Source organism: Xenorhabdus sp. KK7.4, from assembly GCF_963876465.1.
Lineage (GTDB): Bacteria > Pseudomonadota > Gammaproteobacteria > Enterobacterales > Enterobacteriaceae > Xenorhabdus > Xenorhabdus stockiae.
Genome location: NZ_CAWNQF010000002.1, coordinates 117475 through 143375, shown reverse-complemented (window position 1 = coordinate 143375; position 25901 = coordinate 117475). Strand labels below are relative to the sequence as shown.

Genomic DNA, 25901 nt, shown 5'->3' with positions numbered 1-25901 from the left:
ATTAAAAAGGCCAGCAAATTGCTGGCCTATAACTTTCGGATGTAGCAAAAGCGTATTATTTAGCGCCCAGACGCTCTTTAATACGAGCTGCCTTACCAGAACGCTCACGCAGGTAGTACAGTTTAGCTCTGCGAACAGCACCACGACGTTTAACATGGATGCTGTCTACGACTGGGGAGTGAGTCTGGAATACACGCTCAACGCCTTCGCCGTTAGAAATCTTACGAACAGTGAATGCAGAGTGCAGACCGCGGTTACGAATCGCGATAACCACGCCCTCGAATGTCTGCAGACGCTTTTTAGAACCTTCAACGACCCATACCTTAACTTCCACGGTGTCACCCGGACGGAATGAAGGTACGTCTTGCTTCATCTGCTCTTGTTCAAGTTGTTTAATAATGTTGCTCATAATAACTCTCTTACCCTAGGTAAACTGATATATCAGAGACATTCCTTTATTGGACATGTCTAGATTAATTCGTTGCCTGATCCTGATATTCCTGTTGGAATTCAGCCAGCAACATCCTTTGCTCGTCAGTCAGAGCTAGGCTTTCTAGAAGTTCGGGCCTTCTTAGCCAAGTACGACCCAGTGATTGTTTCAAGCGCCAGCGATCAATTTGGGCATGATTTCCTGACAGTAAAACTGCCGGGACTTCCATCCCATCCAACACTTCAGGGCGGGTATAATGCGGGCAATCCAACAGCCCGTCAGCAAACGAGTCCTCTTCTGCCGATGCCTGACGCCCCAACACCCCTGGGATAAACCGGGATATGGAATCAATCATTGTCATAGCAGGAAGTTCTCCCCCGCTGAGAACGTAATCCCCGATAGACCATTCTTCGTCAATTTCGGTTTGGATAACGCGCTCATCAATACCTTCATAACGACCGCAAACCAGAATTAATTTCTCATTTGCTGCCAGTTCGCAAACTCCCTGTTGGTCGAGTTTACGTCCCTGAGGTGAAAGATATATCACCTTTGCACCAACACCAGCCGCTGCTTTAGCTGCCTGAATGGCTTCCCGTAATGGTTGCACCATCATCAGCATGCCAGGACCACCACCATAAGGGCGATCATCCACAGTACGATGCCTGTCGTAGGTAAAATCCCGCGGACTCCAGCAATCGATACTGAGCAGGCCATTTTTCACTGCCCGACCAGTTACCCCGTAATCGGTTATTGCGCGGAACATTTCAGGAAACAGGCTAATTACCCCAATCCACATATAGCGTCCCACTTCTCAACCGGTTTACCGGAGATTAAAAACTAGGATCCCAATCTACTTCAATAGTTTTGGTAGCGAGATCAACTTTCTTGATAACCTGCCCATCAAGAAACGGAATCAACCGCTCCTTGATACCGAATGCATCTTTCAGGTTTGCCTTGATTACCATCACATCGTTAGACCCGGTTTCCATCATATCCTGGACAATGCCAAGGTTATAACCCGCCGTATTGATTACCTGGCAACCTGTGAGGTCTTTCCAGTAATAATCACCGTCTTCCAGTTCTGGTAATTGGGATGAATCCACCACTATTTCACTGTTGGTGAACAGATTAGCGGCATCCCGATCATCAACACCTTTAATTTTGATGATCAAATCCTGATTGTGATATTTCCATGTTTCCAGCTCAACGTGTTGCCACTGACCGGAACGCTGAATAAACCACGGTTGATATTCAAAGATGTCTTCGGCTTGTTCGGTGGAGGAAAAAACTCTGAGCCAACCACGTATGCCGTACGCTGACCCTAATTTCCCCAACACGATTGGATCAACAGGGTGCTCCAGGCCAGATTGTTTGCTCATTGTTACCACCGCGACAGATTAAGCTGCTTTTTTAGCGTCTTTGATCAGTGCCGCAACACGATCAGACACAGATGCACCCAGACCAACCCAATGTTCGATACGGTCCAGATCTAAACGCAGAGCTTCAGCATTCCCTGATGCGATAGGGTTGAAGAAACCAACGCGCTCAATGAAGCGACCATCACGCGCATTGCGGCTGTCGGTCACTACTACTTGATAAAACGGACGCTTTTTAGCGCCACCACGAGCTAAACGAATTGTTACCATAACATCCTCATTAGTTATCAAAACAACCAGACTCCATCGAGGAACGGAGTCCGGCTGTCCATGAAAAAGCCCGAAAATTTTACTCACTTTGGCGCAAAAAGCAATCCAAAGAGCATTTTCTTTCGAAATTTGTTGATTATCGCCCCATGAAACCAGGTGGCAGCATGCCTTTCATGCTCCGCATCATTTTTGCCATTCCACCCTTCTTCATTTTTTTCATCATGCGCTGCATTTCATCAAACTGTTTCAGTAAACGGTTAACATCCTGCACCTGGGTACCGGAACCCATTGCAATACGGCGTTTGCGCGATCCTTTGATAATTTCTGGTTTTTCACGTTCCTTGCGGGTCATTGAATTGATGATGGCTTCCATCTTAACCAGAACTTTGTCATCCATTTGAGATTTGACAGCATCAGGAACCTGAGACATGCCCGGCATCTTGCTCAACATACTTGCCATACCGCCCATGTTGCGCATTTGCTTAAGCTGATCAAGAAAATCAGTTAGATCAAACCCATCACCTTTTTTCAGTTTTGATGCCAGTTTTTCTGCCTGACTCCGGTCAACTTTGCTTTCAATCTCTTCGATTAAAGAAAGCATATCCCCCATACCTAAGATCCGCGATGCAATGCGGTCAGGATGGAAAGGTTCCAGAGCATCCGTCTTTTCACCAACACCAAGGAATTTAATTGGCTTACCCGTAATATGCCGGATAGAAAGTGCAGCACCGCCACGAGCATCACCATCGACTTTAGTCAGTACAACCCCTGTCAGTGGTAACGCTTCATTAAATGCTTTGGCCGTGTTTGCAGCATCCTGCCCCGTCATTGCATCGACAACGAACAGGGTTTCAATAGGTTTGATTGCCGCATGAACGTCTTTAATTTCATCCATCATGGCTTCATCGACATGCAGACGCCCTGCTGTATCGACCAAAAGCACATCATAGAATTTCAGTTTGGCATGCTGGGTGGCTTTATTAACAATATCAACCGGTTTTTCTTGTGGGTCTGACGGGAAAAAATCAATTCCAACAGTTTCTGACAACGTTTCCAGCTGCTTGATCGCTGCCGGGCGATATACGTCAGCAGAAACAACCAGTACTTTTTTCTTACTTTTTTCTTTCAGCAGTTTACCCAGTTTTGCAACGCTGGTTGTCTTACCGGCACCCTGCAAACCCGCCATCAGAATGACTGCCGGGGGCTGAACAGCAAGATTCAATTCGCTGTTCACCTCTCCCATCGCCTTTACCAGTTCATTTTGAACAATTTTGACGAATTCCTGCCCGGGGGTTAGACTTTTGTTAACTTCATGCCCTACCGCGCTTTCTTTGACTCTTGAAATGAAATCACGCACTACAGGTAACGCAACATCTGCTTCAAGTAAAGCCATGCGAACTTCGCGCAGCGTATCTTTAATATTGTCTTCAGTCAGCCGTCCACGACCGCTGATATTGCGCAATGTGCGCGATAGTCTGTCAGTTAAATTATCAAACATTGTCTCAGCTCAGATATCTACAAGTGGGTCTACCTGTAAGGCAAATTTAGTGAATTATAACACGATGATTATGTAATCTCTGCAAAGAGATTCCCAAGTATGATTAACAACGGTTGGAGGCTATCCTCGCTGACGGTATACTTAAATTTTAAGTTAACTCTAATACTATTGCGAAAACGAAAAACTTTATGCCAGTATTTTCAATCATTGCCTCACTTGCTTATCTCATTAGCCTGACACTCGTTGTGCCGGGCTTATTGCGGCAACAAAACAGTTATCAAAAACTGGCTCTGCTTTTCGCAATTGTCGCTCTCTTCAATCATGGGATATCCCTAAAATATCAGGTGTTCCATGTCAGTAGTGGCCAAAATCTGACCTTGCTGAATTTAGGTTCTATGGTCAGCTTACTGGTCTGTATCATCATGACGATTGTTGCCTTTCGTGGTCGTGCCTGGTTTTTACTGCCGATTGTTTACAGCTTTGCCGTGATAAATTTGATACTGGCAAGCATGGTACCCGGTGAATTCATTACTCATCTTGAAGGAAGCATTGGCCTATTTATACATATTGGACTGGCATTACTGGGGTATGCCACGTTACTGATTGCAGCACTTTATGCGCTACAGATTAGCTGGCTGGATAATCGTCTGAAAAAGAAAAAGCTCACTTTCTCGCCGGGAATGCCCCCATTAATGACTATTGAACGCAAAATGTTTCACATTATCCAGGTTGGCGTAGTTTTACTAACATTGACGTTATGTACAGGCATCATGTATATGGATAATGTTTTCAATAAAGAAAATATCCATAAATCGGTTTTGTCCCTCCTCGCATGGTTTATCTATATCATGTTGCTTTGGGGACATTATCGTGAAGGATGGCGCGGTAAACGTGTTATTTGGTTTAATTTGATTGGTGCATTTATCCTGACACTTGCTTTTTTTGGTAGCAGGTTATTGCAACAATTCATGACTTATTAAACCCGCTGCCAGCTTATATAAACATTAGGAAGGAACTCTGCTTTGGAGCATGTCTCAACAGGCACATTAATTATTGTTCTTGTCATCATGGTTATCATTTCTGCCTACTTTTCTGCCTCAGAAACCGGCATGATGACAATAAACCGTTATCGCTTACGTCATTTAGCTAAACAAGGTAGCAATCCTGCACGGAGAGTGGAATCGCTGCTCCGCCACCCTGACAGGCTCATCAGCCTGATCCTGATCGGTAATAACCTTGTCAATATTCTGGCATCCTCACTGGCTACCATTGTGGGTATGCGTCTTTATGGTGATGCCGGAGTTGCGATCGCAACCGGGATACTGACTTTTGTGATTCTGGTTTTCGCGGAAGTTATGCCTAAAACTATCGCAGCGCTATACCCGGAAAAAGTTGCCTTTCCAAGCAGTTTATTACTGCGCCCACTACAGAAAATCATGCTGCCGATTGTGTGGGCATTTAATAAGATTACTTTACTGTTTATGCGCTGTCTGGGGATCAAAGTTTCTGGCATCCGCAATGATTCAGTCAGTAAAGATGAACTGAGAACGATTGTTAATGAATCAAACACCAACCTCTCACGCCGTAATCAGGATATGCTGATCTCGATACTGGATCTTGAGAAAGTCACTGTTGGTGACATAATGGTTCCCCGTAATGAAATTGTCGGTATTGATATTAATGATGACTGGAAATCCGTTATACGTCAGTTGACGCATTCGCCACATGGCAGAATTGTGTTGTACCGGAATTCGCTGGATGATGCCATTGGCATGCTGCGTGTACGTGAAGCCTACCGTCTCATGATGGAGAAAAAAGAATTTACGAAAAAAAATCTGATCAGAGCTGCGGATAAAATTTATTTCATTCCTGTCAGTACACCATTAAATGCTCAGTTGGTTAACTTCCAGCGTAATAAGCAAAAAGCGAGTCTGGCTGTTGATGAGTATGGGGACATTCAAGGGCTAGTGACTGTAGAAGACATTCTGGAAGAAATCGTTGGCGATTTTACCACTTCGATGTCTCCTTCTCTGGCAGAAGAAGTCTTACCTCAAAGTGATGGCACGGTTCTGGTTGACGGTACAGCCAATATCCGTGAATTAAATAAAGCATTTGACTGGACACTGCCGGCTGACGGACCACGCACAATGAACGGTATGATTCTGGAAGAGTTAGGCGAAATTCCGGAGTTGAATGTTCAAGTGCAGATCAACGATTACAATTTTGAAATTCTTTCTGTCAATGACAATGTTATCAAAAAAGTACGTGTAACACCGATGAAGCAGGGAGCTGCTAAAAATACTAAAGCCAGTAGCTGATTGATAACATATCAAATCTGGCCGTAGAACAGTGTCTTTACGGCCAGAATAACAAATCTTACTATATTCAGCTTAATTCAACTCATACTACACTTGCAGTTCAACCAGTTTTTCTTCCGGTAAAGCCAGTTCATCATTTTTATTAACACGAACATCTGCATTCAGAATGTGGCGGGCAATATCCTGTGCTTCCTGCAAAGAATGCATTTCATAAGTACCACACTGGTAAACATTCAATTCAGGAATTTGTTTCTGATCCTGGACTTTCAGTACATCGGCCATCGCACCTTTCCATGCTTCAGCGACTCTCGATTCATCTGGAGCACCAATTAAGCTCATGTAAAAACCGGTACGACACCCCATTGGAGAAATATCGATAATTTCAACTCCAGCGCCATTCAGGTGGTTGCGCATAAAACCGGCAAACAAGTGTTCAAGTGTGTGAATGCCTTTTTCTGGCATGACTTCTTTGTTAGGAATACAAAAACGTAGGTCAAATACTGTGATAGTATCACCGTGAGGTGTTTTCATCATCTTGGCAACTCTAACGGCTGGTGCAGACATACGCGTATGGTCAACGGTAAAACTGTCCAATAAAGGCATGATCTTAATCTCCTCAGACATCAGATTTTTTTACGAAAAAAATTTTTTCAGATAAATGAAACCTTTTTAATTACAGCAGGTCTTAATTAATGAAGACGCGCAAAATTGTTATCATCCTTATTTTTCTAAGAGACTTTTTTTAATTCGGCCACCACTCGGTGGCCATTTTTATTTTTTAAGACCCTGCATGTAATTTTAGATAATCATCAAAACTCATGTTGTCTTGCTGTTCCAAATTACGTTGTCGTTCTACTGAAGCTTCACGTTCCGTAGAAAAATGGTCATCATTGAGTATACTATACGGCTCATTGACTAGTTCCAGATAATATTTATTAGCCAGTTCCAGCCCAAAACCATCAATCCCCTGAGTTTTCATCCGTTCTAATACACGTGCAGAAAATGTCAGCGATGGATCTTCAAACATACCAACCAGTTCCTTACAGACCGACTGATATTGTGACCCGGAGCAACTATCCAAGACCTCAGCAACACGTTCCAGATCTGCAAATAATTCCAGACCGACTACCTTGAGCGGTTGCAGTTCAATTCCATGACCGATACCAACATGAAGATCCGGTCTACGCCCTTCAAGGATCACTTTATTCCAGTTTTTACGGCAACAATCCAATTCTTCACTGCTCATTTCAGGCGAATCAGCCACTGCACACCATATCAGAAATAAATCCAGAAAACGGATCTGAGTTTCATCGACGCCGATCGATGTGAATGGATTGATATCTAGAGAACGAACTTCAATATATTCCACCCCTCCACGAAGTAAAGCATCAGAAGGCGTTTCTCCTTCTTCAACAACTCGTTTAGGACGTATAGGTGCATATAGTTCATTCTCTATCTGAAGAACATTCGTATTCAGCTGTAGATACTTACCGTCTTTTTTAATTCCCAGTGCTGCGAACTCATCCGACGGCTTGTGAATTGCTTTTTTAAGACCTTCTACATATGTATGAAGGCTATTAAAAGTAATATTCAAGTCACTCTGCGATTTGTTGGTATACCCTAAGTCACTCATTCTCAAAGAAGTCGCATAAGGTAAATAACAAGTTCCTTTTTCAGTCTGCTCAAAGGATAACGCAGTATCTCTCCCGCGTAAAAACGAGGAACAAATTGCCGGTGATGCACCAAACAGGTATGGGATTACCCAACCGAACCGATAGTAATTGCGGATCAGTTTAAAATATCCTGCTGAAATTTGCTCTTTACCACTTTCTGCATCTTTTACACCTAACCATGCCTGCCAGAAGCTGATTGGTAGTGAAAAATTATAGTGCACGCCAGAGATAGTCTGCATCAATGCGCCATAACGATTTTTCAACCCCTCCCTATACAGGGTCTTAAAACGTCCGATATTGGATTGACCATACTGTGCCAGCGTAATGTCATCTTCCTTACCAATGAAGCATGGCATACTTAAAGGCCAGTTTTTTTCATTAACCAGATTCTTAGCAGTGTATCGGTGTAAGTCTTTAAGAAAATCTATAGTTCTTTTTATATCACTATCAACAGGGGTGATAAACTCCAACAAAGATTCAGCAAAATCAGTTGTAATCCATTTATGTGTTAAAGAAGCACCTAGCGATTCTGGATGCTTTGTCATAGCTAAATGACCGTCTGGAGTAACACGCAATGTTTCACGTTCAATACCGCGACAAATGCCATCTAACACGGCCGGATTTGCCTCTAACCATGACAATGCTTTTGATACATCCGGGATCAATTTGACCTCCCGTGGAGTTTTAATAAGATGATTATTGAGCACTTACTTTATATCAAACAAGCCAAATTGTCGCTGACTACATAGCGATGAAAATATGTTATTGAACAAAACACAAATACTAAATGGTAAAATAAATATAATGTATAAAAAACAAAACGAAAAACCCCCGCCTATTAAGGCAGGGGTTTATCTAATATGGTGCATCCGGGAGGATTCGAACCTCCGACCGCTCGGTTCGTAGCCGAGTACTCTATCCAGCTGAGCTACGGATGCATCTTCAATTTTTTATGTTCTGTTCAGGTGCTGTCGCTTACCCGATTTTTCAGAATTAAATACCCGATAAATCAGATATATTTAATATGGTGCATCCGGGAGGATTCGAACCTCCGACCGCTCGGTTCGTAGCCGAGTACTCTATCCAGCTGAGCTACGGATGCATCGTCAATTTTTTATGTTCTGTTCAGGTGCTGTCGCTTACCCGATTTTTCAGAATTAAATACCCGATAAATCAGATATTTTTAATATGGTGCATCCGGGAGGATTCGAACCTCCGACCGCTCGGTTCGTAGCCGAGTACTCTATCCAGCTGAGCTACGGATGCATCTTCAATTTTCTATGTTCTGTTCAGGTGCTGTCGCTTACCCGATTTTCCAGAATTGAATACCCGATAAATCAGATATATTTAATATGGTGCATCCGGGAGGATTCGAACCTCCGACCGCTCGGTTCGTAGCCGAGTACTCTATCCAGCTGAGCTACGGATGCATTGTCGGTTTTCAGTGTTCTGTTCAGGCGCTGTTGATTGCCTAACTGTTCAGAATTGAGATACCTAGTAAATCGCGGCTTTTAAAATGGCGGTGAGGGAGGGATTCGAACCCTCGATGCAGCTCTTAACCACATACTCCCTTAGCAGGGGAGCGCCTTCAGCCTCTCGGCCACCTCACCATACGCTTTAAAACTCTTGACTCAGGTTTTCGTTTTTAAGCTTTCACTTAATAACTCTTTTAAGCTTCACCCCTGAGACTCACTCAGAAGCTTTTCTTAAAGCCGTTCGTCGTTGCGATGGCGCACATATTACTTTCCCAGCCTGATAAGTCAAACAATTTCTCACAACTTTTTTCCGTTTGAATACTTTGCGCACAAAACGTTTGATTTAACGTCTAAAAGGCTGTTTTATCAACAGCAAAATCACCGAATCCCTGTGAAGATTTATCGAAAAAATTATTCATCGCTATGACATCATGAATGAGGCCTTTTCGACAGATAGAAAATGAAAAGACGTGAGAGAATAGAATTAAGGTAACAAAGAGAGATAAATCGACGTGGTTTATAAAGAAGGGAAGTAGAGTAGCGCCCAAGTTTTAAAAAAGCATGGACGCCATTCTTGAATTAAAAAGTTGTAGGCTGAGACTTCTCTGCCTGAATCCGTTGATAAATTTCTTCACGGTGAACAGAAACTTCCTTGGGCGCATTTACACCAATACGAACTTGGTTGCCTTTAACTCCCAGTACTGTAACTGTTACCTCATCGCCTATCATGAGCGTTTCACCAACTCGACGAGTCAGAATAAGCATTCTTTGCTCCTTGAAAATTTAAAAGAGTCGGGTCTCTAGGTTTCCCCGCTATTATCCATCAAACACCGTGAAAACGTAAAGCTATGATATCTACTTAAAGTATAAGCAGTTTTGAACACATTTCCTATATCTATAGGATAGCTAAAATATAAGTATGTGCACAACATTTCAACAATTTCACAACGAAAAACATTTGGCACCATAAAAAGATTGCTTCCATGGTGCCACTACTATCACTGCAATACCAACTACAACCGCAATGTGACCCACTCTTCTACACTGTCCAATGCGGAAGGAAGAGCTGCTACATCTGTCCCGCCAGCCTGAGCAAGATCAGGACGACCTCCTCCTTTACCTCCAACTTGTTGGGCAACGAAAGAGATTAAATCGCCCGCTTTTATTCTAGCAGTCAAATCCTTCGTTATACCAACAATTAGGGTGACTTTATCACCAGTCACAGTAGAAAGCACAATAATTGCTGATCCTAGTTGATTTTTCAGATCATCAACCATTGTTCTGAGCATTTTTGGTTCCACATCACCCAACTGAGTTACCAGCAGGCGCACACCCTGAATATCTTTTGCCTTATTAGCCAAAGAAGAGCTTTCCTGAGCTGCCTGCTGAGATTTCAGCTGTTGCAATTCTTTTTCCAGCTGCTTCGTTCTATCCAGCGTGGCTTTAACTTTCTCGTTCAGGCTATTGATATCGCCCTTCACCAAATAAGCTATATCTTGCAATAAATCAGTCTGCTGATAAATAGAATTAAGTGCGGTTTGCCCTGTTACAGCTTCAATACGGCGGATACCTGCAGCTGTACCTGATTCACTGGTTATACGGAATAATCCGATATCGCCGGTATGGCTCGCATGAGTACCACCACATAACTCAGTGGAGAACTCTCCCATGCTCAATACACGCACTTTCTCATCGTACTTTTCGCCAAATAGTGCCATAGCACCCTTGGTCTTCGCCTCTTCCAAATCCATTACATCTGTAATAATTGATGAGTTTTTACGGACTTCTTCATTCACCAAATTTTCTACCAGACGAATTTGCTCTGGCTTCATTGCTTCAAAATGGGAGAAGTCAAAGCGCAAATATTTGTCATTGACCAGAGAGCCTTTCTGAGAGACATGTTCTCCAAGAATTTGGCGCAGTGCTGAATGTAGCAGGTGAGTTGCTGAGTGATTCAGACGAATGTTATTTCTGCGTGCCACATCAACTTCAGCGTTAACTGCTGTATTTACAGTCAGGCTGCCACTTATCAATTTACCAACATGACCAATTGCCTGACCGTATTTTTGTGTATCAGTAACTTCAAATACACCTTCAGTACCTGACAATTTGCCTGTATCACCGACTTGTCCACCGGATTCAGCGTAAAAAGCAGTTTTATCAAGAATAATGATCGCTTCATCACCTGCATTCAGATGATCGACTTCCTCTCCATTGCGGAAAATGGCAGTTACAGAGGCTTGCTGAGAATCATGGTCATAACCAGAAAATTCGCTTTGCCCATCAACTTTAATGACGTCATTATAGTCAGTACAAAATCCACTGGATTCGCGAGCACGACGGCGTTGATTCTCCATCGCAGATTCAAAACCTTTTTCATCAACTTTGATATCACGCTCACGACAGACGTCAGCAGTCAGATCAAGAGGGAATCCATAGGTATCATAAAGACGGAAAGCGGTTTCGCCATCTAAAGTATTACCGGACAGTTTGGCCAGCTCTTCATCCAGTAATTGCAGACCTCGCTCCAAAGTACGAGCAAACTGCTCTTCCTCTGTTTTCAGTACCTGCTCAACCAATGCTTGCTGGCGCTGAAGTTCCTCGCCTGCGGCTCCCATAATTTTGATCAACGGAGCAACCAGCTTATAGAAGAATGTTTCTTTAGCGCCCAGCATATTCCCATGACGGATAGCACGACGAATAATACGACGGAGCACATAACCCCGGTTCTCATTCGACGGAATAACACCATCGCAAATCAAAAATGAGCATGAACGAATATGGTCGGCAATAACACGCAGAGATTTGTTAGTGAGGTCAGTAGCACCTGTGACTTCTGCTACTGAGGCAATCAGATCACGGAATGCATCAATTTCATAGTTGGAATTTACATGTTGCAGTACCGCAGCGAGACGTTCCAATCCCATTCCTGTATCAACGGAAGGTTTTGGCAGTGGCTCCATTGTGCCATCAGCATGGCGGTTAAACTGCATGAAAACGATATTCCAGATTTCAATATACCTGTCACCGTCTTCTTCCGGGCTACCCGGAGGACCACCCCAAATATGTTCACCGTGGTCATAGAAGATTTCGGTACAAGGACCGCAAGGACCTGTGTCTCCCATTTGCCAGAAATTATCTGACGCGTAAGGGGCACCTTTATTATCACCAATGCGAATAATTCTTTCTGTAGGAACGCCGACCTCTTTGCTCCAGAGCTCGTAGGCTTCATCATCTGTCTCATAGACAGTTACCCACAGTTTTTCTTTTGGCAGGTTGAACCACTCAGCCCCAGTCAGCAATTCCCATGCATAATTAATTGCATCCTGTTTAAAGTAATCGCCAAAACTGAAATTACCCAACATTTCAAAGAAAGTATGATGGCGGGCTGTGTAACCAACATTTTCTAAATCGTTATGCTTACCACCAGCACGAACACAGCGCTGAGCCGTTGTTGCTCGGGTATAAGGCCTTTTATCCAATCCAAGGAAAACATCTTTGAACTGGTTCATTCCTGCGTTGGTGAACAACAATGTTGGATCATTAGTCGGCACCAATGAACTGCTTGGTACTATCTGGTGCCCTTTAGTTTGAAAAAAGTCAAGAAACGCTTGACGGATCTCAGCGGTGCTTTTGCTCATAATTGTCCCGAAATCAAGCTGAAAAACAGAATCATGGATGGTTGAAGTGACAAGTTTTATCACTATTTCAACTCACGAACAGGGTTAAGATAGAGTCTCTTCCATAAGAAGTAAAATTCCATATAAATCTATTCGCTTTTCAGCATTGTAATTCGTCTGAGCATTTTCTGAAAGTCTGTTTGTCAGACCAGTTCCGACGCACCTATTACACAGGTATTTATTCTCTCCATAAAAGAAAAAACCACACCCTTAAAGGATGTGGTTTTTTCAGAACTCTTTCTGACCACAAGACTGCGGCACAGAAGAAATAACAATCAAAACTCTTCGTTATTTACTTCTTCTGCATTGTCTTCATAATCAGTGACATAATCTTCAGCCGCGCTACTGAACCCACCAGCATTATTCAGCAATAACTCGCGCAGTTTTTTATCCAGCTCAGATGCGATTTCCGGGTGCTCTTTCAGATAATTTGTCGCATTGGCTTTACCCTGACCGATTTTATCGCCGTTATAGCTGTACCATGCACCTGCTTTTTCCACCATTTTGTGTTTAACACCCAGGTCGATAAGCTCACCATAAGTATTGATGCCTTCTCCATACAAAATCTGGAATTCAGCTTGTTTAAATGGTGCTGCAACTTTGTTTTTGACTACCTTCACGCGGGTTTCGCTGCCAACAACTTCATCACTGTTTTTCACTGAACCGGTACGGCGGATGTCCAAACGAACAGATGCATAGAATTTCAGTGCATTACCACCAGTCGTCGTTTCTGGGTTACCAAACATAACCCCAATTTTCATACGGATCTGGTTGATAAAGATAAGCAGAGTATTCGAGTTTTTCAGGTTTCCTGCCAGTTTACGCATTGCCTGACTCATCATACGAGCCGCCAGCCCCATATGTGAATCACCGATTTCACCTTCGATTTCTGCTTTTGGTGTCAATGCAGCAACGGAGTCAACAACAATAACATCAACCGCACCAGAACGTGACAAGGCATCACAGATTTCCAGTGCCTGTTCACCGGTATCAGGCTGAGAACACAGTAAGTTATCAATATCTACACCCAGTTTTTTAGCATAAACCGGATCGAGGGCGTGTTCAGCATCGATAAAAGCACATGTTCTGCCTTCGCGCTGAGCAGCAGCAATAACCTGAAGAGTCAGCGTTGTCTTACCGGAAGACTCAGGTCCGTATATCTCAACAATACGCCCCATTGGCAAACCACCTGCCCCCAAAGCAATATCGAGAGACAGTGAGCCAGTGGAAATGGTTTCAACATCCATTGAGCGGTTTTCGCCCAAACGCATAATTGAACCTTTACCAAATTGTTTTTCAATCTGGCCCAGTGCCGCTGCTAGTGCCTTTTGTTTGTTTTCATCGTTAGCCATGTTTACTCCCTCGTAAGCAATGAAGTGAAGGGGGCTGCCCCACTGCTGATAAACCGTTTCTGATGCTATGCCTAATAAGACTCGTTGTTTAATAAAAATTTATTTAAAAAACAATGTTTATAAGTCCACGTTTCGTAAATCACTTTATAAAGCCGATGTGCTTTATAAGATCAATATGGTTTATACGACCAAAATACTGGAACTAATTATACTGTATAATCATACAGCATCAAGTTAATTTTTTATGATTTCTTCCAGCAATGTTTTTAAAGAAAAAATAACAGACTGGAGACGAACAGCATTACGGTCACCAGTGAAAAGTCGGCGATATGATTTTGTATATCTCTTTGTGCCATCACGGACAGCAAATCCAAAGCAAACAGTGCCAACGGGTTTCTCTTTGCTGCCACCATCCGGCCCGGCGATACCACTGACTGAAACCGCAAAATCAGCCTTAGCGGCATCTAATGCTCCCAAAGCCATTTCTTTCACAACCTGCTCGCTGACGGCTCCTGACTCGACTAATGATATCGGTGAAACACCCAGCATTTCACATTTTGAATCATTACTGTAAGTCACGAAGCCACGATCAAAATAGGCAGAGCTTCCCGCAACATCTGTGATTACCTTGGCAATCCATCCTCCTGTGCAGGATTCTGCACAGGTAATAGACAGATTTTTCTGGCGTAACCTTTTCCCTAGTTCAATACTAAGCTGATTCAGGATTTTTTCATCCATAGTACGCCTTTAACTCTATAAGAAATTAATTTTTCCGAAGCAGATCCCAAATCCATAATCCACCGATTGCTAAAGAGAATAGTATCCCAAAGCCAATACCTATAGTAATAACGGATATTTGTAGCATGGTGGAAATTAAGTATAACCCCAGCATGATCAACATTGCGCTGTTTTCACCAAAATTCTGTACTGCTACAGCTTTACCAGCGCCCATTTCATGCTTCCCATGTTCCTGTAACAGCGCATTTAATGGCACAACAAAAAGACCACCACACAAACCAATCGTAATCAGGAATAGGTACGAATGCCATATTGAGTGTTGCAAGACAAACATGATAACAATCACACCAATAAGTATTCCGGCTGGCATACAGCGGCGCACCGTACTCAGTGTAATAAACCGTGCTGCTAATCCCGCCCCCGCAATAATGCCGATAGCGACTACGGCGTTCATCAAGGTTGGCGTTGTATTACCCTCAACGCCCAGAACAACAGGAACCCACGCAACCAGCAAAAAGCGCAGAGTAACACCCGCTCCCCAAAACAGGCTGGTTCCGACCAAAGAAAAGCGGGTTTCTGAGTTATTCCAAAGGGAAGAAATTACCGAAATAAAATCCTGTAGCATTGCTTTAAGATCCCAGCCTTTTCCCAGCCGGGCTGCCGCTAAACGGGGTATATACAAATTGGCTATTACTGCCGCGCTATACATCAGGGCACATATTCCTAATGCAAGAAATAGGTTTATATCAGAAAGAAAACCACCCACCACAGAACCAATCAGAATGGCTGCAATCGTCGAAGCTTCCATCAATCCATTGGCTTTGACCAAGTGGCTGCCGTCTGTCAATTCCCCTAAAATACCATACTTGGCCGGAGAATAAGCTGCCGCCCCGATCCCTACAAGGGTATATCCCAGGAAAGGATTCATATCAATGCAGATGCTGATGGCTCCCAGCAATTTGATGCCATTGGAAAAGAGCATAACCCTGCCTTTCGGGAACCGATCAGCAATTTGCCCCACAAAAGGGGCACATACGATATAGGTCAGCACAAAAACCATTTGCAGAGCCGGCAGGCTCCATCCCGGATAAGATTCAGCTTTCAATTGAGCCAATATCGCAAAGAATAAGGCGTTGTCGGCAAAAGCGGAGAGAAACTGGGATAGTAAAACAGCCTTCATTCCCCGGTTGAGCAATGGTTGTGTTTCCACAGTACCATTCATTTTTTACTCCTGTTCTGCCATTTTTCTTAATGTGACAAAATCAGGTTTGCCACTGCCCAGTAAAGGTAATTGCTTCACATAACGAATATCACGTGGAACTGCCAGTTCAGGTAACCCAATTTGACGGGCGGTAAGCAACATCACACTTCTGTTCAAAACGGTATCTGTTGTAAACAACACCAGTGCCTCTCCCTTGCTACGGTCACCTTTTGCTGTTACTGCATGCAGAGCTTCAGGCGAAACACGTGAAGCGATTTGCTCTACGGCCTCAAGAGAAACCATTTCACCTGCCAGTTTGGCAAAACGCTTTACCCGTCCTTTGATCGTACAGAAACCTTCTTCATCAATGGATACAATATCACCTGTGTCATACCAGCCTGTCTGGATATTGCCTTCCGCATCTTCTGCCGTCGGCGGTTCTAGACGCTCCGGAGCTTCAACCCGCAAATAGCCTTTCATCAGATTTGGCCCACGTACTTGCAGACGTCCGCCCACTTCAATACCCGGCACAGGTAATAAACGTGTTTCCATACCCGGCAAAATTCTTCCGACTGTGCCTACTTTGGCTGCCATTGGGACATTGATGGCGACAACAGGAGCGCATTCAGTTACGCCATAGCCTTCCAGGATCCTGATACCAAATTTATCCTGCCAGACACGCTTAGTTTCTTCCGACAGTTTTTCTGCACCAGCAACGACATAGCGCAAGCGGGAGAAGTCATAAGGATGAGCGTAGCGGGCATAATTACCCAGAAAAGTTGAGGTTCCGAACAGAACAGTACAGTTCTGATCATAAACAACTTCAGGAACAACACGGTAATGCAGCGGGTTCGGGTACAGGAATACACGGCTTCCTGACATCAGGGGAGTGAATAACCCAACGGTCAGCCCAAATGCATGGAACAAAGGTAAAGACGACATAAAACGATCCTGTGGAGTAAAATCAGCTATCGTTTTAATTTGCTCAACATTTGCCAGTAAGCTGGCATGGCTGTGAACAACGCCTTTCGGTGCCCCTTCAGACCCAGAAGTGAACAGGATGAGTGCATCATCCTCTGGTTTCTGTGAAGGTAAAGCCGCTTTTGCGGGAAAAATCAAATGCCAAAGCACCCACAATTTATCTTCCCACGTAATAGTTTCTTTCAAATCTTCAAGATATACCCAATTTGCTTCTGTTACCTGATCTGGTAGATGCGTCAGCTGACTTTTCTCAAGAAACTGGCGGGAAGTGATGATTGTTTTGATAGTTGCTGCTTGTATCGCATTTTTAATGCCATTGCTGCCTGCCGTGTAGTTCAGCAAAGCAGGTACTCGCCCTCTCAGTGACGTACCGTATATTGTGGTCGCCATAGCTGTGGCATTAGGTAATAAAAGCCCGACTCTTTCACCTTCTTGAGTAAAGCGCTCTAAAATCCGGCTAAAGCCCAATATCTTTTTCAGAAATGTATGGTAGCTATCTTCTTTCAGTGCAATATCTTCAATACAGGGTTTAAAACGCCCGAAACGCTTTTGGGCTGCGAGATACGCACTGAATAACGTTTCTTTCGGACGAGTCTGCATCCTCACATCCATCATAACAGCATGCAGTTTCTCTCCTGCCAGACGGCGGCGACTGTTAGAATCCGGCGCATCTGGCATTGGGAAATCCATTGCAGGTAAAATCCGGATGGTGACTTTAGGGAACCAATGCTGCTTCATGACGCCTCTTAACCGCCCGAACACGCTTTGTTCCGCTCCATCAATACGGATAGGCACAATTTTTGCCTCTGACTTCGCCGCAATAAATGCTGCGCCATCGTAGATTTTCATCAGGGAGCCCGTTACCGTGATCCGACCTTCAGGAAAAATCACTATCGGGCGACCTTTGTCAATTTCCTTAACCAGCGTCCTGATTGCCATCGGATTGTTTGGATCCAACGGCACAACATCAGCAAAAGGTTTAATAAATTTGAGAAAGCCCTTTGTCGCAATATTGGAATAAATGGCAAATACTGGTTTTCCCGGCAGGAAAAGCCCTATCAGGAGCCCATCAAGAAAGGAAATATGATTGGGTGTAATAATACATTTAGGGTGTTTTAAATGCTTATCGTCACCTTCGACTGTCACTCTGAAGAGTACACGTACAAGTAACCTCAGAACCTTTAAGAGTATATCCATATCTCAATCCATATATCTCAATATAAATAATTAAATAAAATTAAAGTGAGTGAGTAGAATGATACTATAAGAGGTATAAATGATCTGAGATACAGGATTTATTAGTCTTATAATAAATAAGCGTAAAAATAAAAAAATATATCAAATTATCTGTTTATATTGACTTAATATATAGCTTTGAATTTCAAGAACGATATTTTCTATCGATAAGGTAGCATCCACAATGAGGTGCGCACATTCACAATAGAGTGGTTCCCTCTCTGCCAACACTCCGGTTATTTCTTCTGTTATGGATTTTCCGGTCAGGCTGGGACGCTGTGAATTCTCCGGATTAAGAGAGAGCCGCTCAACCAAAACAGAAGCGGGTGCCTGCAAATAAACTACAATACCGTTTTGCCGCATATACTGCCGATTTTCTGCTGCCAGCACCATTCCACCACCGGTAGACACAACTCTGTTTCGCTGACTAACCGCTTTCAGTGTGTCGCTTTCCAGCTTTCTGAAATAATCCCAGCCACGCTGCTCAACAAGCTCCGCAATTGTCATTCCACAAGCAATCTGGACATCTTCATCAGTGTCAACAAATTGATACGATAATACTTCAGCCAACACATTACCTATTGTCGTCTTCCCTGCACCTCGTGCACCCACGATAAATAGAGTCTGTTTCATTTCGTTGCTTTCCTGAAGTTTTGTGTTGTTAAACCTAAATACAAAGTATAGTAACTAAACATTTACACCTATGTAAAAAATATATGTTCTTGTATATAAAAAGCCACACTTTACATTAAGTGTGACTTACTCTGATTAAATATTATTTAAAATGAATATTGTCATTATCGACGGGAAAGGTAATCTCCGTAACCAATCCATTTGTAAGTCGTCAGAGCATCCAGACCCATTGGGCCTCTGGAGTGTAGTTTCTGAGTACTGACAGCAACTTCAGCTCCTAAACCAAACTGACCACCATCAGTAAAGCGTGTGCTTGCATTTACATATACCGCCGAAGAGTCAACACGATGCACAAAGTAATCAGCATGTTGTAAACACTCCGTCAGAATAGCATCCGAATGGGCTGTGCCATAATGACGTATATGCTCAATCGCTTTATCAATATTGCTGACAATTTCCACATTCATATCCAAAGAAAGCCATTCATCACAATAGTCTTCTTCTGTCACGGCAACCACTTTTGCCGGGCCATTCTGTAGCAATGCCATTGCTGACGCACCCGCATGCAGTGTTACGCCCTGCTCTTTCATTCTGGCACTCAGTTCCGGCAGGAAATCAGCGGCTATTTTTTCATGTACTAGCAAAGTTTCCAATGCATTACATGCGCTTGGGCGCTGTATTTTAGCATTAGTGATAACTTCCAGTGCTTTTTCAAAATTCACATGCTCATCCACAAATGTGTGACAAACGCCAATTCCTCCGGTGATTACCGGGATAGTGGACTGCTCACGGCAAAGTTTATGCAAACCGGCACCACCACGCGGGATCAACATATCGATATAGCGATCCATTTTCAGCATTTTAGCAACCAGCTCACGATCTGGTTTATTAATTGCCTGTACTGCTGAGGCTGGCAAGCCACTTTGTTCCAGCGCCTGCTGAATGACTTTAACCATTGCCTGATTGGTATGATGAGTTTCCTTACCACCACGTAATATCACTGCATTCCCTGTTTTCAGGCACAGTGATGCGACATCAATCGTAACGTTAGGGCGGGCTTCATAAATTACCCCAATTACCCCAAGGGGAACACGGCGGCGACTCAGTTGCAGTCCGCTATCCAACAATTGTCCGTCCATCACTTGACCGACAGGATCAGCCAGACGACAAACCTGACGGACGTCATTAGCAATCGCACTCAAACGCTCAGGAGTCAGTAATAAGCGATCAAGTAATGCTTCATTTATACCCTGTTTACGGGCTTGTTCCATATCCTGCTGATTGGCGGTGAGGATCACTTCTGCTTCTTTTTCAAGTAAATCAGCAATGTGACTTAGGGCCTGATTTTTCTGACTAGTACTTAATTGAGCCAGTTGCCATGATGCTGCCTTGGCTGCTTTTCCCATCTGCTCTAGCATGGTGGAATCCTTAACTTACGATCATATCATCACGATGCACAGCAACTGCACCATATTCATAACCTAATATCTGACTGATTTCCTGTGAGTGACGGCCTGCAATCAGGCGTAAAGCATCACTATTGTAACGGCATACACCGTGAGCCAGTTTCTTACCGGATAAACTACAGATACGAACCACTTCACCACGGGAAAAGTCGCCTGTAATACTTTTAATGCCTTTCGGCAGTAAAGAGCTGCCTTTTGCGAGAATAGCCGCTTCTGCGCCATCATCGACAATAATTTCGCCCGCAGAAGGAGCCCCGAAAATCCAGCGTTTGCGATTTTCCATCGGGCTGGTCAAACCATGAAAACGTGTTCCCACTGATTTTTCTTCAATCACATCAGCAATCACATTCTCTCTGTTACCAGCAGCGATGATGACATCAATGCCGGCACGACCAGCAATTCCTGCCGCCTGAAGTTTTGTTGCCATTCCCCCGGTTCCGAGACCTGATACGCTGTCTCCGGCCATCATTTTGAGTTCATCACTAATATCGTGTACTTCACGGATAAGTTTAGCATCAGGATTATTACGGGGATCAGCAGTATACAGACCTTCAATATCGGTCAGGAGCAATAACTTATCAGCAGTGCCCAGAATTGCCGCCAGTGCAGAAAGATTATCGTTATCACCGACTTTAATTTCCGCCGTTGCTACCGCATCATTTTCATTGATAATCGGGATAATGTGATTATCAAGCAGTGCATGCAACGTATCCCTTGCATTCAGAAAACGTTCGCGATCTTCCAGATCGGCACGAGTCAGTAACATCTGCCCGACATGGATGCCATAGATGGAGAAAAGTTGCTCCCATAACTGAATCAGGCGGCTTTGCCCTACGGCTGCAAGCAATTGCTTTGAAGCAATGGTTGCCGGAAGATCCGGATAACCCAAGTGTTCCCGACCTGCTGCAATTGCACCGGAAGTCACAATAATAATACGGTGACCTTTCTCATGTAACTGCGCACATTGCCGAACCAACTCTACTATGTGAGCACGATTCAAACGGCGGGAACCCCCTGTCAGTACACTCGTTCCCAGTTTCACAACCAATGTTTGTCGGCCATTCATCATATTTCTGCCATTATTAATTTGAAAAAGCTAATTTGAAAAAACAATAAATTCAAAACACATTCAAAAAACAGTGCTCAGTTTTAGCAGGAGAGAAGCATTATGCCAACTGGCATAACACAAAATTCAAAAAAAGTTGATTTATACCCTGCCAGTTTCAAGATACAGCCAAAATCCGGCCTCTGGTGATAGGCAGGAAAGTATCAGCACACCCCGGCAACACAGACAACTCTCTAGCCGGGGGTGTAGCTATCCAAAAAAACAGCGCAGCCAGTAAGGCTGCAACTTAAAATCTGGCAGGGATAAAATAAACCCGGTTAATAGACTTAATTTTGTGGGGTGAAGGTATTTTCAGATGGGCTAAGCGTGAGTTTAAGGTTACCCAAAGAATCAGACAGGCGTTGATGAAATGCCTGTAATGTCAATTCAAGCTGCCTGAGATCTGCTTCTTTTTTGATATTCATAGGCAGCCACTCGCCATGTTTATCAAACAGACCTATCTGATAATTATAAATGAACCCTTTTTCCTGTCGTTCCAATTCTAACCACCAGCCCCAGAACTCCCGTTTTTCTGGCGCTGCTTTCGCACTAACGCAGACCGCCAGACAATCAAAGAAGAAATAGTCATTTTGGCATTTTAACTCGCGTAAATAAGGCCCTAATGCAGAAAAACTCTTCAACAACTTATTTCTGGAATAATTTACGGGTACAGTCATACAAAGGTCTCCTTTATAAACAGAAGAACAGTTGTATCAAATGATTAAAAAATATCAATGATTAAATTTCAGTTTAGTTAACTTTATCTTTCAACCATACACTTGCTGCGTGTAATGCCTTACTGAAACCACTATAAGCAGGCATAGCAGGAATAGCTAATAAAGAGCCATCCAGCGAAGATCTGGCAATCAGTTTTGAATCTTCCGCCGGGCTAAAAATGTCATCTTTCCAATACACTGAGAACATTGGCACAGAACAACGACGACCCAGTAATCCCTGATTTTTTAATGAATAACAATTCAGTTCTGAACGCAAAACTGCTTCATCCACATGATAGATACCCAAACGACTGGCGAGTATATCGATATACATTGACGGAATTTTCTGCTGCAATCTCTCATTATGCAGCAATTCATGAACAACCGGGCTGACCACTGCCACACCCTTAATAAGACTGGATTCCAGATAGGCAAGACGAACGGCAATATTGGCGCCGAAACGGAAACCAAAAATACCTATTCTTGTGTGATCGATCCACGGGATGCTATCCAATTGCTGCAATACCTGCTGATGAAGAGCGCAGGTATCCTGTGTCAGCGTAAATCTCGCTGAATAACCTACGGAAGGCATATCCACCGTTAGCATCGCAAAGCCCTGTGGTGAGAAATGATCCCGAAACAGTCGCCAGCAATCACTTTGCAGGCTATCAATACCAGAGCAAACCAGTATTGTTGGGCATGGTTCCTGAACTCCGGGAGGAATATGCAGTAAACCGGTAACAGTTTTGCCATCTTCCAGCTGAAATTTCAGTTTTTTCAGTTGATAGTCAGAGAAATGTGCTGCATTTTCATAGGCTTTATTAGCCAGAACAACCGCCTGATCAGCCAGCTCATCACCGTGCAGATGAGGGTAAGCAGCAATGCTGTATAACATTGAAGCTCTTAACCAACACTGACTGGCTTCAGACGACTGCTCAACATGTTGTGCTTTCTGTTGCCAGAGCATCGCCTGCTGTGACCATTCATATACCCAGTTCCCTTTGCGGTAACCAATTACAGTATCCAATAGATGATCATAACTGCGTTCAGCATCTGTTACAGCAATCCTGCTGAGGATCTCCTGAATCTCCAGCGGATCGATGCCCCTCCAGATCCAGGCGAGCCAGTTAATCATGCGATACCAGCGTTCCTGATGTTCGCCACCGAGCATTTTATTATCAGCATGAGCTGATGATGGCAAAACGTATTTTACCAATGTAGACGTTTCCTGCTGTTTAACCTGCGGTTTAAACAGTGATTCTGAAAGGTTCTGTTTAGTCATGACAAAGAAATTTATTACTGCTTATTACAAGATATCCAATAAGTTCTGAGCTGCATTGCGATAACAAAAGAATACCAGATTCGTCGGAACGTATTTACTCAGCCAAAGACTGGCCTCCGGTGAGAAACAAGGGCCTCTCTCATTAAAATCCCCAGTGGCATAGATAACTATGTGACTGGGGCGTAATTATGTAAAGCAAAGCAATCAGCAAAGAAATAACTGGAAAAATGAAGGGAATAATTACTGATCGCAAATAGGTGGCACGAACACTACGCCCATATCCCACGGCTGTTCAATCCATGTATTCTGGGGGATATCAATCACATAATCATCTACTAACGGACGACCTGCTGGCTTGGCAAAGATCGTCACAAAATGCGCTTTTGGATACATATCACGAATTGCCTGAGCAGTTCCGCCGGTATCAACCAAATCATCAACAACGATAAAGCCTTCTCCATCTCCTTCGGCTTTCTTGAGTACCGTTAATTCACGCTGATTATTGTGGTCATAGCTGGAAATACAGACTGTATCAACATGGCGGATACCCAGCTCACGGGCCAGCAAGGCACCCGGCACAAGGCCTCCACGACTTACAGCAATAATGCCTTTCCACTGCTCTACAGGAAGTAAACGCTGCGCCAGTTTACGGGCATGTATTTGCAACATATCCCACGTTACGACATATTTTTCGCTCATAAAATTTGATCCTGGAAACTAAGAATATTCTCAGAAAAGAGTTTGTTGCGGAATAAAGGTTGCGCGGGATTATAGTGATTTGAGCCCGCAAAAACCAGCAAAAACAAGGAACATCCTGATCCTGAAAGCGCATTACTAATCAGAAAATGGTATTCTCAGGCATAACATAGACACTGGGCAGCTCAAGATGATAAAGCCCCCCGAGATGTCAAACATTACACTTATATTTCATCAAGATGAAGTTACAGGAGATTCGCCGTGTCCGAATTATCAACATTATCCCCCCAACCATTATGGGATATTTTTGCTAAAATTTGCTCCATTCCACATCCATCCTATCATGAGGAAGAACTTGCTTCTCACATCATTGAATGGGCTGAGGATAAAAACCTCCATGTTGAACGTGATGAAGTCGGTAATATCCTGATAAGAAAACCGGCCACAAAGGGCATGGAAGACCGTAAAACGGTCGTACTTCAGGCTCATCTTGATATGGTTCCGCAAAAGAACAATGATACACAGCACGATTTCGCGAAAGATCCTATTCGTCCTTACATTGATGGTGACTGGATAACCGCTGAAGGTACAACACTGGGCGCAGATAATGGTATTGGTATGGCTTCCGCGCTAGCAGTACTGGCCGATGAATCTGTCAAGCACGGCCCTCTGGAAGTATTACTGACAATGACTGAAGAAGCGGGTATGGATGGCGCATTTGGTCTTCAACCGGGCTGGTTACAGGCTGATATTCTGATCAACACCGATTCAGAAGAAGAAGGCGAAATCTATATGGGTTGTGCCGGTGGGGTAGATTATGTTTCAACACTGCCACTTTCCCGCGAACCTCTGCCTGCAAACTATCAAACACTACAACTGACCATTAAAGGATTAAAAGGTGGTCATTCCGGTGGTGATATCCATCTGGGATTAGGTAATGCCAATAAATTACTGGCCCGTTTCCTTGCTGAATACAGTGATGAGCTGGAGCTGAAACTGATCCATTTACAGGGAGGTACTCTGCGTAATGCAATCCCTCGTGAAGGTTCTACTATCATTGCCGTCCCAACAGCTCAGCTGCCAAAACTACATCAGGTAAAAGATAATTATCTGGAAATACTGAAGAACGAATATGCGGTCGCTGAAACTAACCTGACTCTTTTGTTGGATGACGTCAAAACCTCATCACAGGCATTAACGGCAGATTGTCAGTCCCGCTTTATCGCTATGCTGAATACAATGCCTAATGGTGTTATTCGCATGAGTGATGTTGCAAAAGGTGTTGTAGAAACATCCCTGAATGTGGGTGTTGTCAATATGGAAGAAGACCACGTCGAGGTTATCTGCCTTATCCGTTCACTGATTGAAAGTGGTAAGGCTTATGTTGTCGGGATGCTCAACTCTCTGGCCAAACTTTCCAGCGCAGAAGCAACAGCAAGTGGTGACTACCCTGGCTGGCAACCGGATGCCGATTCCCCGGTAATGCACTTAGTACGTGAAACTTATCACCAGCTGTTCGACAGCACACCAAACATTATGGTAATCCATGCAGGTCTGGAATGTGGATTATTTAAAAAACCCTACCCTGATATGGATATGGTTTCCATTGGCCCAACTATCCGTGGTGCCCACTCACCTGATGAAAGGGTTCACATTAAGAGTGTTGGCCAGTACTGGCAATTATTGACAGCTATCCTGAAAGCTATCCCAGTGAAAGAATAATACAGTCTCCCCTGTCTACGGACAGGGGAATATTCCTTCTTCATATTCCACAC

The 25901-nt window shown here is 43.7% G+C and carries 22 protein-coding genes and 5 tRNA genes; 3 read left to right on the top strand and 24 right to left on the bottom strand.

Going from position 1 to position 25901, the window contains the following annotated elements:
- Window positions 1-55: 55 nt before the first annotated feature.
- The 5 genes from rplS to ffh form a co-directional block, all read right to left on the bottom strand.
- Window positions 56-409, bottom strand: a complete 354-nt coding sequence (gene rplS / locus AACS90_RS23240; protein WP_099110743.1) for a 50S ribosomal protein L19 — start codon at window positions 407-409, stop codon at window positions 56-58.
- A 64-nt stretch (window positions 410-473) separates the two neighbouring features.
- Window positions 474-1226: a tRNA (guanosine(37)-N1)-methyltransferase TrmD gene (trmD, locus tag AACS90_RS23235; protein WP_099110744.1), complete on the bottom strand. Its 753-nt coding sequence runs from the start codon at window positions 1224-1226 to the stop codon at window positions 474-476.
- 34 nt (window positions 1227-1260) lie between these two features.
- Window positions 1261-1809 (bottom strand): ribosome maturation factor RimM, encoded by a 549-nt coding sequence (rimM, locus tag AACS90_RS23230; protein ID WP_099119912.1) that lies wholly within the window; start codon window positions 1807-1809, stop codon window positions 1261-1263.
- 18 nt (window positions 1810-1827) lie between these two features.
- Complete coding sequence (gene rpsP, locus AACS90_RS23225; RefSeq protein ID WP_010845359.1) at window positions 1828-2076, bottom strand: 30S ribosomal protein S16; 249 nt, start codon at window positions 2074-2076, stop codon at window positions 1828-1830.
- A 136-nt stretch (window positions 2077-2212) separates the two neighbouring features.
- A complete protein-coding gene (gene ffh, locus AACS90_RS23220; RefSeq protein WP_099119911.1) occupies window positions 2213-3574 on the bottom strand; it encodes a signal recognition particle protein in 1362 nt (453 codons plus the stop codon).
- Window positions 3575-3762: 188 nt separating this feature from the next.
- Between ffh and AACS90_RS23215 the strand changes: the two genes are divergently transcribed.
- A complete protein-coding gene (locus tag AACS90_RS23215) occupies window positions 3763-4554 on the top strand; it encodes a cytochrome C assembly family protein (RefSeq protein ID WP_099119910.1) in 792 nt (263 codons plus the stop codon).
- Between the two features lie 42 nt (window positions 4555-4596).
- Complete coding sequence (locus AACS90_RS23210; protein ID WP_153043624.1) at window positions 4597-5892, top strand: HlyC/CorC family transporter; 1296 nt, start codon at window positions 4597-4599, stop codon at window positions 5890-5892.
- An 87-nt stretch (window positions 5893-5979) separates the two neighbouring features.
- On the opposite strand, the gene luxS is transcribed toward AACS90_RS23210, so the two are convergent.
- The 19 genes from luxS to gpt form a co-directional block, all read right to left on the bottom strand.
- Window positions 5980-6495, bottom strand: coding sequence for an S-ribosylhomocysteine lyase (gene luxS, locus AACS90_RS23205; protein WP_099119909.1), 516 nt, complete (start codon window positions 6493-6495; stop codon window positions 5980-5982).
- A gap of 175 nt (window positions 6496-6670) precedes the next feature.
- Window positions 6671-8230, bottom strand: coding sequence for a glutamate--cysteine ligase (gshA, locus tag AACS90_RS23200; protein WP_099119908.1), 1560 nt, complete (start codon window positions 8228-8230; stop codon window positions 6671-6673).
- A 196-nt stretch (window positions 8231-8426) separates the two neighbouring features.
- Window positions 8427-8503, bottom strand: a tRNA-Arg gene (locus AACS90_RS23195).
- Window positions 8504-8590: 87 nt separating this feature from the next.
- Window positions 8591-8667, bottom strand: a tRNA-Arg gene (locus AACS90_RS23190).
- Window positions 8668-8754: 87 nt separating this feature from the next.
- Window positions 8755-8831 (bottom strand) — tRNA-Arg (locus AACS90_RS23185).
- 87 nt (window positions 8832-8918) lie between these two features.
- Window positions 8919-8995: transfer RNA gene (locus tag AACS90_RS23180), tRNA-Arg, on the bottom strand.
- A gap of 87 nt (window positions 8996-9082) precedes the next feature.
- Window positions 9083-9175, bottom strand: a tRNA-Ser gene (locus AACS90_RS23175).
- Window positions 9176-9619: 444 nt separating this feature from the next.
- Window positions 9620-9805 carry a carbon storage regulator CsrA gene (csrA, locus tag AACS90_RS23170; protein ID WP_010845367.1) on the bottom strand — a complete coding sequence of 62 codons (186 nt, stop codon included), beginning with the start codon at window positions 9803-9805 and terminating at the stop codon, window positions 9620-9622.
- A gap of 248 nt (window positions 9806-10053) precedes the next feature.
- On the bottom strand, window positions 10054-12681 hold the full coding sequence (gene alaS, locus AACS90_RS23165; protein ID WP_099119907.1) for an alanine--tRNA ligase: 2628 nt from the start codon (window positions 12679-12681) through the stop codon (window positions 10054-10056).
- A 314-nt stretch (window positions 12682-12995) separates the two neighbouring features.
- On the bottom strand, window positions 12996-14072 hold the full coding sequence (gene recA / locus AACS90_RS23160) for a recombinase RecA (RefSeq protein WP_099110751.1): 1077 nt from the start codon (window positions 14070-14072) through the stop codon (window positions 12996-12998).
- Window positions 14073-14306: 234 nt separating this feature from the next.
- Window positions 14307-14810: a nicotinamide-nucleotide amidase gene (pncC, locus tag AACS90_RS23155; protein ID WP_099119906.1), complete on the bottom strand. Its 504-nt coding sequence runs from the start codon at window positions 14808-14810 to the stop codon at window positions 14307-14309.
- A gap of 25 nt (window positions 14811-14835) precedes the next feature.
- Window positions 14836-16032 (bottom strand): lysophospholipid transporter LplT, encoded by a 1197-nt coding sequence (lplT, locus tag AACS90_RS23150; protein WP_099119905.1) that lies wholly within the window; start codon window positions 16030-16032, stop codon window positions 14836-14838.
- A gap of 3 nt (window positions 16033-16035) precedes the next feature.
- Complete coding sequence (aas, locus tag AACS90_RS23145; protein WP_099120190.1) at window positions 16036-18183, bottom strand: bifunctional acyl-ACP--phospholipid O-acyltransferase/long-chain-fatty-acid--ACP ligase; 2148 nt, start codon at window positions 18181-18183, stop codon at window positions 16036-16038.
- 147 nt (window positions 18184-18330) lie between these two features.
- Window positions 18331-18861, bottom strand: coding sequence for a shikimate kinase AroL (aroL, locus tag AACS90_RS23140; RefSeq protein WP_099119904.1), 531 nt, complete (start codon window positions 18859-18861; stop codon window positions 18331-18333).
- Between the two features lie 164 nt (window positions 18862-19025).
- Window positions 19026-20279: a glutamate-5-semialdehyde dehydrogenase gene (gene proA, locus AACS90_RS23135; RefSeq protein WP_099119903.1), complete on the bottom strand. Its 1254-nt coding sequence runs from the start codon at window positions 20277-20279 to the stop codon at window positions 19026-19028.
- A gap of 10 nt (window positions 20280-20289) precedes the next feature.
- Window positions 20290-21393, bottom strand: a complete 1104-nt coding sequence (gene proB / locus AACS90_RS23130) for a glutamate 5-kinase (protein WP_099120189.1) — start codon at window positions 21391-21393, stop codon at window positions 20290-20292.
- 326 nt (window positions 21394-21719) lie between these two features.
- Window positions 21720-22109 carry a sigma factor-binding protein Crl gene (gene crl / locus AACS90_RS23125; RefSeq protein WP_099119902.1) on the bottom strand — a complete coding sequence of 130 codons (390 nt, stop codon included), beginning with the start codon at window positions 22107-22109 and terminating at the stop codon, window positions 21720-21722.
- 73 nt (window positions 22110-22182) lie between these two features.
- Window positions 22183-23430 carry an esterase FrsA gene (gene frsA / locus AACS90_RS23120; protein WP_099119901.1) on the bottom strand — a complete coding sequence of 416 codons (1248 nt, stop codon included), beginning with the start codon at window positions 23428-23430 and terminating at the stop codon, window positions 22183-22185.
- A gap of 240 nt (window positions 23431-23670) precedes the next feature.
- On the bottom strand, window positions 23671-24129 hold the full coding sequence (gene gpt / locus AACS90_RS23115) for a xanthine phosphoribosyltransferase (RefSeq protein ID WP_099119900.1): 459 nt from the start codon (window positions 24127-24129) through the stop codon (window positions 23671-23673).
- A 258-nt stretch (window positions 24130-24387) separates the two neighbouring features.
- Here gpt and pepD point away from each other — a divergent pair, with 258 nt between their 5' ends.
- Window positions 24388-25848, top strand: coding sequence for a beta-Ala-His dipeptidase (gene pepD, locus AACS90_RS23110; RefSeq protein ID WP_099119899.1), 1461 nt, complete (start codon window positions 24388-24390; stop codon window positions 25846-25848).
- Window positions 25849-25901 lie beyond the last annotated feature (53 nt).